Source organism: Kitasatospora sp. UYEF31 (assembly GCF_057291755.1).
The window spans coordinates 195,246-205,397 of record NZ_JBXAWK010000001.1 but is presented as its reverse complement, the minus strand read 5'-3'; the positions used below and the strand labels follow the sequence as shown (position 1 = coordinate 205,397).

Genomic DNA, 10,152 nt, shown 5'->3' with positions numbered 1-10,152 from the left:
TGGGTCTGCGTGGGGGACGACCCCCACACCCCCGGCCAGGTGGCGGCTCGGTGTCGCTACTACTTGGAGTAGAGCTCCACGATGAGCTGCTCCTGACTGGGTCTGCGTGGGGGACGACCCCCACACCCCCGGCCAGGTGGCGGCTCGGTGTCGCTACTACTTGGAGTAGAGCTCCACGATGAGCTGCTCCTGGACCTGCGTGTCGATGACCTGACGCGCGGGGAGAGCGTGGACCAGGATGCGCATCTTGCCCGGGATGACCTCAAGCCATGCCGGAACAGTGCGCTCGCCGATCTCGGCACGGGCGACCACGAACGGGGTCAGCTCGAACGAGTCCTTGCGAACCTGGATGATGTCGCTCTCCGACACACGGGCCGAGGGGATGTCGGTCTTGCGACCGTTGACCTCGATGTGACCGTGACGGACCAGCTGGCGGGCGTGGTCACGCGACTTGGCGAAGCCGGCGCGGTAGACCACGTTGTCGAGGCGGGACTCCAGAATGCGGAGAAGGTTCTCGCCCGTCTTGCCCTGCTTGCGGTTCGCTTCGTCGAAGTAACCGCGGAACTGCTTCTCGAGGATGCCGTAGATGCGAGCGCATTTCTGCTTCTCGCGCTTCTGCAGCAGGTACTCGGACTCCTTGACACGGCCGCGGCCGTGCTCACCCGGGGGGTACGGGCGAATCTCGATCGGGCACTTGGGGCCGTCGCACTTGGCTCCCTTAAGGAAGAGCTTCGTCTTCTCGCGACGGCAACGCTTGCAGTCAGCGCCGGTGTAACGCGCCATGTTGTTTAACTCCTACTCAGCTGCGGATCAGACGCGGCGGCGCTTGGGGGGGCGGCAGCCGTTGTGCGGCACGGGGGTGACGTCCTGGATGGAACCCACCTCGAGGCCGGTGGCCTGCAGCGAGCGGATGGCGGTCTCACGACCGGAACCCGGACCCTTGACGAAAACGTCGACCTTGCGCATACCGTGCTCCTGCGCGCGACGGGCGGCCGACTCGGCAGCCATCTGCGCAGCGAACGGGGTCGACTTACGCGAGCCCTTGAAGCCCACGTGACCCGCGGATGCCCACGCGATCACGTTGCCGTTGGGGTCCGTGATCGAGACGATCGTGTTGTTGAACGTGCTCTTGATGTGAGCGTGCCCGTGGGCGACGTTCTTCTTCTCCTTGCGGCGCACCTTTTTGGCGCCGGCACGGCTCTTGGGAGGCATGCTTTGGAAACTCCTGAGGTCGTCGGTCCGCTTTTAGTCGAGAACCGAATGATCCGGGACTAAGCGGACTACTTCTTGCCCGGCTTCTTCTTACCGGCGATGGCACGACGCGGACCCTTGCGGGTACGCGCGTTGGTGTGGGTGCGCTGACCGCGGACCGGAAGGCCCCGACGGTGACGCAGACCCTCGTAGCAGCCGATCTCGACCTTGCGGCGGATATCCGCAGCCACCTCGCGGCGAAGGTCACCCTCGACGCGGTAGTGCGCGTCGATCCACTCGCGGAGCTTGACCAGGTCGTCTTCCGACAGGTCGCGCACGCGGGTGTCGGGGTTGACACCGGTGTTGCTCAGAGTCTCCTCGGCGCGGGTACGCCCGATGCCGAAGATGTAGGTCAGGGCAACCTCTACCCGCTTCTCGCGGGGGAGGTCGACGCCGACAATGCGCGCCATAAGGCGTGTCTCCTAGGTTCGTCGGAGGTCTGGTCGCTGCACCGTTCCCCACTGGTTTCCCTTTCGGGCCCCACGGGGGTCCCCGGCCTCCGACCGGGGGTGGCGTCCCGCAGCAGTCCTTGCGGACCGGCGCTGCGGGGGGCGGGTGCTACGACGCTTACGTTGGTGCTCCGCACACGCGGGGTGTGCGGAGCGGTTGAGCGGCCTGTGTGACCACAGGGCCGCTCACACCGGGGCTCAGCCCTGGCGCTGCTTGTGGCGAGGGTTCTCGCAGATCACCATGACGCGGCCGTGGCGACGAATCACCCGGCACTTGTCGCAGATGGCCTTGACGCTCGGCTTGACCTTCACTGGGTCTCCTAGAAAATCAGGGTCACCCCCGCGGATACCCGGCCATGGCCGCACGCCGGAACCGGAGTCCCAGGACAGTGGAGGGTCATGCGCAGAGCAGGGCGCGGGAGAGGCAACCCCAGTGGGAATTACTTGTAGCGGTAGACGATCCGGCCACGAGTGAGGTCGTATGGGCTCAACTCAACCACGACCCGGTCGTCCGGAAGGATACGGATGTAGTGCATCCGCATCTTGCCGCTGATGTGCGCGAGCACCTTGTGCCCGTTCTGCAGTTCAACACGGAACATGGCATTGGGCAGCGATTCGATGACCGTGCCCTCGATCTCGATGGCCCCTTGCTTCTTCGCCATGTCCTCCGCGCTTCGCTTCTCGGGGTCAGCTACCGTTGCCGGATCACTGATTGCCGCGGCTGCCAGACCAGACCGATCCGAGTTAAAGGATCTTGGCTGGGGCGTGCCGAAACACGGCTACTAGTGAGCCGACACATCAGTCTACGTCTTCACCCGGTAGAAGACCAACCGGCTACGCAAAGCAGGCAGAGTACCGCTAGGAACAGCAGAAACCCGGCACATCCGGATCTGCGTTTCGGCGCTTCGCCGTCGGCGGGCCGCGGGACCGCTCCCCCACCGGGGCCGTCCTCGCCGTCGGCCGGGCCGGGCAGGTCGCGTGCCACTGAGGCCAGCTCACCGAGGGTCTGTGCCGCGCGGACCCGGGCGAGGCGCGCCCGGTAGTCGGCCAACGACAGGTGCCCCGACCCCATGTGTTCACGCAGCACCGCGGTCACCCGCTCCCGGTCGGTGCCGGTCACCGGGCGCTTCGGGTCGTCATCTGTCATGGCTCACGACCGTACGGCCAAAACCGCACCGGACAACAGTCCCCATGCCGGGCTCCTGGACGGCGCGCGCCCTCCGCTTCCCTCTTACGGGCGCGTCAGGATGACGGGACCGTTCGCGGTGATCGCCACCGAGTGTTCCCAGTGCGCCGCGTAGCCGCCGGCGACCGTCTTGACGGTCCACTCGTCCGGCATCGTGAACGTCTCCGGGTCGCCGAGGGTCACCATCGGCTCGATGGCCAGGCACACCCCGACCTCAAGGCGCGGGCCCTGGCCCGCCTTGCCGTAGTTCAGCACGTGCGGGTCCATGTGCATCTGTCGGCCGATGCCGTGGCCGCCGTAGTCCTCGACGATGCCGTACGGTCGGCCGTCGTGGTCGGTGTGCGCACGGACGGCCTTCTCGACGGCGTTGCTGATGTCGGTCAGCTTGTTGCCGGCGACCATCTGCTCGATTCCGGCGTACATCGACGCTTCGGTGACCGCGCTGAGAGCGGCGTGCTCGGCGGCCAGGGTCCCGATGCCGATGGTGACCGCCGAGTCGCCGTGCCAGCCGTCGAGGATCGCGCCGCAGTCGATGGAGAACAAATCCCCGTCGGCGAGCACCAGGGTGTCCGGGATGCCGTGCACCACAACGTCGTTGACGGACGCACAGATCGAACCAGGGAAACCGTGGTAGCCCTTGAAAGACGGCACGGCGCCGTGCCCGCGGATGTTCTTCTCCGCCAGTTGGTCCAGCTCGATGAGCGACACCCCGGGCTTGGCGGCCTCGGTCAGCAGCGCGAGGGTCTCGGCGACCACCGCGCCGGCCCGCCGCATCTTGTCGATCTGCTCCGGGGTCTTGCATTCGATCTGCTTGCGTCGCTTCTTGAACGCCATGGGTCTCTTCCGTCCTGACGGCTGTGCGCTGTCGGCTCTGCTGCGTGGGCTGCTGGGCCGCCGTTCCGGCCCCACACAACAAGCATGGGCGGTCCGAGTCCGGACCGCCCATGCTGTGCTGCTGATGAGTTCTTCGTCTTCCCGAAACTGTACGGCTGACGCCGCGGTCCCCGGATCCGCCGGTACTAGGCGGCAACGTCCCGAAGGGCCGACATCGCCCGCTCGGTCACGTCGTCCACCTTGCCGGTGGCGTCGATGACGACCACCAGGTCGCGCTCGGCGTAGTAACCCACGATCGGCGCGGTGTCCTGCTTGTAGACGTCCAAGCGGTGCCGGACCGTCTCCTCCGAGTCGTCTTCACGCTGGTAGAGATCGCTGCCGCAGATGTCGCACACGTTCTCAACCTTGGGTGGGTCGAAGACTATGTGGCTGACATGGGCACCGTTCGCGCGACAAGTGCGTCGTCCGGAGAGGCGCACGATGAGCTGCTCATCGGGAACCACAAGTTCGAGCACGACGTCGAGCTTGACGCCCTGCTCGGCCAGAATCTCGTCGAGCACCTCGGCCTGCGCGGTGTTGCGCGGGAAGCCGTCGAGGAGGAACCCCTCAGCGGCGTCCGGCTGGGACAGCCGGTCCCGGACCATGGCGATGGTGACCTCGTCGGGGACGAGGTTGCCAGCCGCCATGTGCTTCTTGACCGCGAGCCCGAGGGACGTGCCCTGGGTGACGTTGGCACGGAAGATGTCACCGGTCGAGATCGCGGGAATCGACAGGTTGTTGGCGATGAACTGGGCCTGGGTTCCCTTACCCGCGCCGGGAGGCCCCACAAGTACGGTACGCATTTAGCGGAGGAAGCCTTCGTAGTTGCGCTGCTGGAGCTGGCTCTCGATTTGCTTCACGGTTTCCAGACCCACTCCCACGATGATCAGGATGCTGGTGCCGCCGAACGGGAAGTTACCGGCGGCGTTGAACAGCACAAGCGCAACTGTGGGTACAAGCGCGATCATGCCCAGGTAAATCGCTCCCGGCCACGTGATCCTGGTGAGGATGTGGTTGAGATATTCCGCGGTCGGCTTGCCTGCGCGGATACCCGGGATGAAGCCACCATACTTCTTCATGTTGTCGGCGACTTCTTCGGGGTTGAACGTGATCGCCACGTAGAAGAACGCGAAGAAGACGATCAGCAGGAAGTACGTCACGATGTAGACCGGATGGTCACCCTTGACGAAGTTCTTCTGGATCCAAACCGCCCAGTCCGAACTGCCACCACTGAACTGCGCCAGCAACGCCGGGATGTACAGCAGCGAGGACGCGAAAATCACCGGGATGACGCCGGCCTGGTTGACCTTCAGCGGGATGTAGGTTGACGTGCCACCGTACGCCCGCCGGCCAATCATGCGCTTGGCGTACTGCACCGGGATCCGCCGCTGGGCCTGCTCGACGAAGACCACCAGGGCCACCATGACCAGGCCGATGGCGATCACCACGAAGAACGGGACCCAACCACCGCCGATGGTGCCCTGCTGCTTGATCGCCCAGAGCGCGGGCGGGAAGCCGGCTGCGATCGACGTGAACATCAGGATCGACATGCCGTTGCCGATGCCGCGGTCGGTGATGAGCTCACCGAGCCACATGACGGTCGAGGTGCCGGCGGTCATGACCAGGACCATGACGACGATCCGGAACAGCGACTGGTCCGGCACGATCTGGTCGCCGACTGTGCAGTTGCTGAACAGTGAACCGGTACGGGCCGTGGCCACCAGCGCGGTGGACTGCAGCACCGCCAGCGCGATGGTCAGGTAACGCGTGTATTGGGTGATCTTGGTTGTACCGGCCTGGCCTTCCTTCTTCAGGGCCTCCAGGCGCGGGATCACCACCGTAAGGAGCTGCAGGATGATGCTCGCCGTGATGTACGGCATGATCCCGAGCGCGAAGATCGTCAAGTTCAGCAGCGCACCGCCGCTGAACATGTTGACGAGGCCGAACAGGCCACCCTGGTCGGCTTCCTTCACGCACGTTTTTACGTTCTCGAAGGACACCCCCGGCACAGGAATGTGGGCGCCGAAGCGGTAGATCACGAGGATGCCCAACGTGAACAGCAGCTTCTTGCGCAGGTCGGGCGTCCGGAACGCCCGAGCGAACGCGGTGAGCACTCTGCCTCCTGCGCCTCACCCCTAGGGCGAGTCGTTCGATCGGCCGGTCCCGAGTCCGGGACCGCGGAAAGGAAACACTGGTCTCAGCCGCTTCAGGACACTCGTGGTCCGGTCCGCCGGAGCGATGCTCCGACGTGTCCGGCGAGTGGCCCCGCAGCCGACACCGCAGTGTGAGGTCCCAGGTGGGACCCCACGGACACTAACGCGTATGGAAGGCGAAGTGTCGCATCCGTACGCGCAAAGCTTTGGATTACCCATGCGCTGTAAGCGGACAGGACGCCGGGAGGGGCGTAGCTGAGTCCGGGTACAACACAGGGGCGCACACACCCTACCGGTGTGGCGCCCCTGTGTTACAGCTCAGAGCCGTGGCTCATAGCTCCTTTAGGGGAGCTACAGGCTGCTCAGACCTCGTCGGTCGAGCCGCCGGCTGCGGCGATCTTCGTCTTCGCGGAGTTGGAGAAGGCGTTGACCTTCACCTGGACCGCAACGGTGATCTCGCCGGTGCCAAGCACCTTGACCGGCTGGTTCTTGCGAACCGCACCGTTGGCGATGAGTCCCTCGACAGTGACTTCGCCACCCTCGGGGTACAGCGCGCTGATCTTGTCCAGGTTCACGACCTGGAACTCGACCCGGAACGGGTTCTTGAAGCCCTTGAGCTTCGGAAGCCGCATGTGCAGCGGCATCTGGCCACCCTCGAACCGGGCCGGAACCTGGTAACGAGCCTTGGTGCCCTTGGTTCCACGACCTGCGGTCTTACCCTTGGATGCCTCGCCACGACCAACACGGGTCTTGGCGGTCTTGGCACCCGGGGCGGGACGCAGGTGGTGTACCTTCAGCGGGTTTTCAGCCGCCATTTAGTCCACCTCCTCGAAGCTCACGAGGTGCGAAACCGTCGCGATCATTCCGCGGATCTCCGGACGGTCCTCTTTCACAACCACATCATGCATGCGCTTGAGACCGAGGGAACGGAGAGTATCCCGCTGGTTCTGCTTGCCACCGATCTTCGATCGGGTCTGCGTCACCTTGAGGCGAGCCATCAGGCACCCACCCCTGCGCGGGCCCGGAGCAGAGCGGCCGGGGCCACGTGCTCCAGGGGAAGTCCACGACGGGCGGCGATCTCCTCGGGGCGCACAAGGCCCTTGAGAGCCGCCACCGTCGCGTGGACGACGTTGATTGCGTTGGACGAACCGAGCGACTTGCTCAGCACGTCGTGGATGCCGGCGCACTCGAGCACAGCGCGCACCGGGCCACCGGCGATAACGCCGGTACCGGGGGACGCGGGCTTGAGCAGAACCACACCGGCAGCCTTCTCACCCTGGATCGGGTGCGGAATGGTGCCCTGGATACGCGGGACCTTGAAGAATGCCTTCTTGGCCTCTTCAACACCCTTGGCGATCGCGGCCGGCACCTCCTTGGCCTTGCCGTAGCCAACACCGACGGTACCGTCGCCATCGCCCACCACGACAAGCGCGGTGAAGCTGAAGCGACGTCCGCCCTTTACGACCTTGGCGACGCGATTGATCGCGACGACGCGCTCGACGTACGTGGTCTTCTCGACGGCCTGGCCGCCGTCACGCCGGTCACGCCGGTCACGCCGCTCGCCGCCGCCGGCACCGGCAGCGCCGCCACCGCGACGCTGGGTTGCAGCCATCAGAATGTCCTCATCTGTCGTCTTGCCCTATCCGTAAGCAGCGCGACCGGTCTTAGAAGACCAGGCCGTTCTCGCGTGCAGCGTCCGCCAGGGCCGCAATGCGGCCGTGGTAGCGGTTGCCACCTCGGTCGAACACCACGGTCTCGACGCCGGCGGCCTTGGCGCGCTCGGCGACCAGTGCGCCGACCTTCGCAGCCTTGGCGCTCTTGTCGCCCTCGTCACCACGGATGGAGGAGTCCATCGTCGATGCGGAGGCCAGCGTGTGGCCCGCCACGTCGTCGATGACCTGAGCCACCATGTGGAGGTTGGAGCGGGTCACGACCAGTCGCGGTCGGACCGGCGTACCGGCGATCTTCTTCCGGACGCGGATGTGCCGACGCTTGCGGGCGATCGCGGACTTGCCGGAACCCTTGCCGGTCTTCACAGCAAATGCCATGTTACTTACCAGCCTTTCCGACCTTGCGGCGGATGACTTCGCCCGCGTACTTCACGCCCTTGGCCTTGTAAGGGTCAGGCTTGCGCAGCTTGCGGATGTTCGCGGCGACCTCGCCAACCTTCTGCTTGTCGATGCCCTCGACCGAGAAACGGGTCGGGTTCTCAACAACGAAGGTGATGCCTTCGGGCGCCTCGACGATGACGGGGTGGCTGAAGCCGAGCGCGAACTCCAAGTTGGAGCCCTTCGCCAGGACACGGTAGCCAACACCGCTGATCTCGAGCTTCTTCACGTAGCCCTGCGTCACACCGGTGATCATGTTCGCGACCAGGGTGCGGGAAAGACCGTGCAGTGACTTCGACTTGCGCTCGTCATCGGGACGCGTCACCGAAATGGTGCCGTCCTCCTGCTTCGCGATGTCGATGGGGGCAGCGAGGGTGTGCGACAGGGAGCCCTTGGGACCCTTTACCGCAACCTCACGGCCATTGATGGTGACGTCCACACCGGCGGGAACCGGGATGGGCAGCCGTCCAATACGCGACATAGCTAGACTCCGTTCCCGATTACCAGACGTAGGCGAGGACTTCCCCACCCACACCCTTCTTGGCGGCCTGCTTGTCGGTCAGGAGACCCTGGGACGTGGAGATGATCGCCACGCCCAGGCCGCCAAGGACCTTCGGCAGACTGGTGGACTTCGCGTAGACCCGCAGACCGGGCTTCGAAACGCGGCGGACGCCGGCGATCGAGCGCTCGCGGTTGGGACCGAACTTGAGGTCGACGTGCAGGCTCTTGCCCACCTCGGCGTCCTCAATCTTCCATCCCTGGATGTAACCCTCCTGCTGGAGGATCTCCGCGATGTGCGACTTGATCTTGCTGTACGGCATCACGACGTCGTCGTGGTAGGCCGAGTTGGCGTTCCGCAGACGCGTGAGCATGTCTGCGATGGGGTCGGTCATGGTCATGAGGCCATCGGGCCTTTCTCGCCGCGGTTTCCCGTAAACGTCATCCTCCACCGGGGGCCGCCCGCCCTTACGGAAGGGCGGCCACAAGTGGACGACTGAGATGCGGGACCTACGACGTCGTTACTAACCTGCTGGGAAGCGGAGTTTGCTTACCAGCTGCTCTTGGTCACGCCGGGCAGTTCGCCGGCGTGAGCCATCTCGCGCACGCAGATACGGCACAGACCGAACTTGCGGTACACCGAGTGCGGGCGACCGCACTTGTTGCAGCGCGTGTAACCGCGCACCGCGAACTTCGGCTTGCGTGCGGCCTTTGCGATCAGGGCCTTCTTCGCCACGTCAGATCTCCTTGAACGGGAAGCCGAGGTGACGCAGAAGAGCGCGGCCCTCATCGTTGTTCGAGGCGGTCGTCACGACGGTGATGTCCATACCGCGAACACGGTCGATCTTGTCCTGGTCGATCTCGTGGAACATCGACTGCTCGTTCAGACCGAAAGTGTAGTTGCCCTTACCGTCGAACTGCTTCGGCGAGAGGCCGCGGAAGTCGCGGATACGCGGAAGAGCGACGGAGACCAGGCGGTCCAGGAACTCCCACATGCGGTCGCCACGCAGTGTAACGTGCGCGCCGATCGGCTGACCCTCGCGCAGTTTGAACTGCGCGATGGACTTGCGGGCCTTGGTGACCTGGGGCTTCTGGCCGGTGATGGCCATCAGGTCCTTGATTGCGCCGTCGATCAGCTTGGAGTCGCGAGCAGCCTCGCCCACACCCATGTTGACGACGACCTTGACGACCCCGGGAACCTGCATGATGTTCTCGAACGAGAACTCTTCACGCAGTTTGCCCTGGATCTCCTCGCGGTAACGCGCCTTGAGGCGCGGCAGCTCACGCTGAGTGGTGACAGTCATCAGATGTCCTCACCGGTCCGCTTGGCGAACCGGATCTTGTTGCCCTCGTCGTCGAACCGGAAACCGGTACGAGTCGGGACCTTCTTGCCGTCCTTTTCCACGACCAGCATGACGTTGCTGACGTGGACCGAGGCTTCCTGGATCACGATGCCGCCGGTCTTGGCACCCTTGGCGGTCTGACCCACCTTGGTGTGCTTCTTGATCCGGTTGACACCCTCGACGAGGACGCGCTCCTTGGGCGGGTAAGAGGCAATGACCTTGCCCTGCTTGCCCTTGTCCTTGCCAGTGATGACCTGAACGAGGTCACCCTTTTTGATCTTCATCGACTTC

At 64.8% G+C, this 10,152-nt stretch carries 18 protein-coding genes; all 18 read right to left on the bottom strand.

Annotated elements, in window-relative coordinates; translation table 11 throughout:
• Positions 1–156: 156 nt before the first annotated feature.
• The 18 genes from rpsD to rplX all read right to left on the bottom strand — a co-directional run bounded on the left by rpsD (position 157) and on the right by rplX (position 10,145).
• The gene (gene rpsD, locus AC0Z36_RS01000) at positions 157–783 is read right to left on the bottom strand and encodes a 30S ribosomal protein S4 (protein ID WP_485460657.1); all 627 of its coding nucleotides are present in this window, start codon (positions 781–783) and stop codon (positions 157–159) included.
• 27 nt (positions 784–810) lie between these two features.
• A complete protein-coding gene (rpsK, locus tag AC0Z36_RS00995) occupies positions 811–1,212 on the bottom strand; it encodes a 30S ribosomal protein S11 (RefSeq protein ID WP_485460656.1) in 402 nt (133 codons plus the stop codon).
• 68 nt (positions 1,213–1,280) lie between these two features.
• Complete coding sequence (rpsM, locus tag AC0Z36_RS00990; protein ID WP_485460655.1) at positions 1,281–1,661, bottom strand: 30S ribosomal protein S13; 381 nt, start codon at positions 1,659–1,661, stop codon at positions 1,281–1,283.
• A gap of 237 nt (positions 1,662–1,898) precedes the next feature.
• Positions 1,899–2,012 carry a 50S ribosomal protein L36 gene (rpmJ, locus tag AC0Z36_RS00985; RefSeq protein WP_485460654.1) on the bottom strand — a complete coding sequence of 38 codons (114 nt, stop codon included), beginning with the start codon at positions 2,010–2,012 and terminating at the stop codon, positions 1,899–1,901.
• Positions 2,013–2,140: 128 nt separating this feature from the next.
• The gene (gene infA / locus AC0Z36_RS00980; RefSeq protein WP_014047798.1) at positions 2,141–2,362 is read right to left on the bottom strand and encodes a translation initiation factor IF-1; all 222 of its coding nucleotides are present in this window, start codon (positions 2,360–2,362) and stop codon (positions 2,141–2,143) included.
• Positions 2,363–2,511: 149 nt separating this feature from the next.
• The gene (locus tag AC0Z36_RS00975; protein ID WP_485460653.1) at positions 2,512–2,847 is read right to left on the bottom strand and encodes a DUF1707 SHOCT-like domain-containing protein; all 336 of its coding nucleotides are present in this window, start codon (positions 2,845–2,847) and stop codon (positions 2,512–2,514) included.
• An 84-nt stretch (positions 2,848–2,931) separates the two neighbouring features.
• A complete protein-coding gene (gene map / locus AC0Z36_RS00970; protein WP_485460652.1) occupies positions 2,932–3,720 on the bottom strand; it encodes a type I methionyl aminopeptidase in 789 nt (262 codons plus the stop codon).
• Between the two features lie 185 nt (positions 3,721–3,905).
• Positions 3,906–4,562, bottom strand: a complete 657-nt coding sequence (locus tag AC0Z36_RS00965; protein ID WP_485460651.1) for an adenylate kinase — start codon at positions 4,560–4,562, stop codon at positions 3,906–3,908.
• Positions 4,563–5,873: a preprotein translocase subunit SecY gene (secY, locus tag AC0Z36_RS00960; RefSeq protein WP_485460650.1), complete on the bottom strand. Its 1,311-nt coding sequence runs from the start codon at positions 5,871–5,873 to the stop codon at positions 4,563–4,565.
• Between the two features lie 401 nt (positions 5,874–6,274).
• A complete protein-coding gene (gene rplO, locus AC0Z36_RS00955) occupies positions 6,275–6,727 on the bottom strand; it encodes a 50S ribosomal protein L15 (RefSeq protein ID WP_485460649.1) in 453 nt (150 codons plus the stop codon).
• Positions 6,728–6,910, bottom strand: a complete 183-nt coding sequence (gene rpmD / locus AC0Z36_RS00950; RefSeq protein ID WP_485460648.1) for a 50S ribosomal protein L30 — start codon at positions 6,908–6,910, stop codon at positions 6,728–6,730.
• Complete coding sequence (gene rpsE / locus AC0Z36_RS00945) at positions 6,910–7,524, bottom strand: 30S ribosomal protein S5 (protein WP_485460647.1); 615 nt, start codon at positions 7,522–7,524, stop codon at positions 6,910–6,912. Before rpsE ends, rpmD begins: the two co-directional genes overlap by 1 nt.
• A gap of 52 nt (positions 7,525–7,576) precedes the next feature.
• Positions 7,577–7,960 carry a 50S ribosomal protein L18 gene (rplR, locus tag AC0Z36_RS00940; RefSeq protein ID WP_485460646.1) on the bottom strand — a complete coding sequence of 128 codons (384 nt, stop codon included), beginning with the start codon at positions 7,958–7,960 and terminating at the stop codon, positions 7,577–7,579.
• Between the two features lies 1 nt (position 7,961).
• A complete protein-coding gene (gene rplF / locus AC0Z36_RS00935) occupies positions 7,962–8,501 on the bottom strand; it encodes a 50S ribosomal protein L6 (protein WP_485460645.1) in 540 nt (179 codons plus the stop codon).
• Positions 8,502–8,520: 19 nt separating this feature from the next.
• Complete coding sequence (gene rpsH / locus AC0Z36_RS00930) at positions 8,521–8,919, bottom strand: 30S ribosomal protein S8 (RefSeq protein ID WP_485460644.1); 399 nt, start codon at positions 8,917–8,919, stop codon at positions 8,521–8,523.
• 149 nt (positions 8,920–9,068) lie between these two features.
• Positions 9,069–9,254 (bottom strand): type Z 30S ribosomal protein S14, encoded by a 186-nt coding sequence (locus tag AC0Z36_RS00925; RefSeq protein ID WP_485460643.1) that lies wholly within the window; start codon positions 9,252–9,254, stop codon positions 9,069–9,071.
• 1 nt (position 9,255) lies between these two features.
• Positions 9,256–9,822 carry a 50S ribosomal protein L5 gene (rplE, locus tag AC0Z36_RS00920; protein ID WP_485460642.1) on the bottom strand — a complete coding sequence of 189 codons (567 nt, stop codon included), beginning with the start codon at positions 9,820–9,822 and terminating at the stop codon, positions 9,256–9,258.
• Positions 9,822–10,145, bottom strand: a complete 324-nt coding sequence (rplX, locus tag AC0Z36_RS00915) for a 50S ribosomal protein L24 (protein ID WP_485460673.1) — start codon at positions 10,143–10,145, stop codon at positions 9,822–9,824. The genes rplE and rplX overlap by 1 nt, the downstream gene beginning before the upstream one ends.
• Between the last annotated feature and the right edge of the window lie 7 nt (positions 10,146–10,152).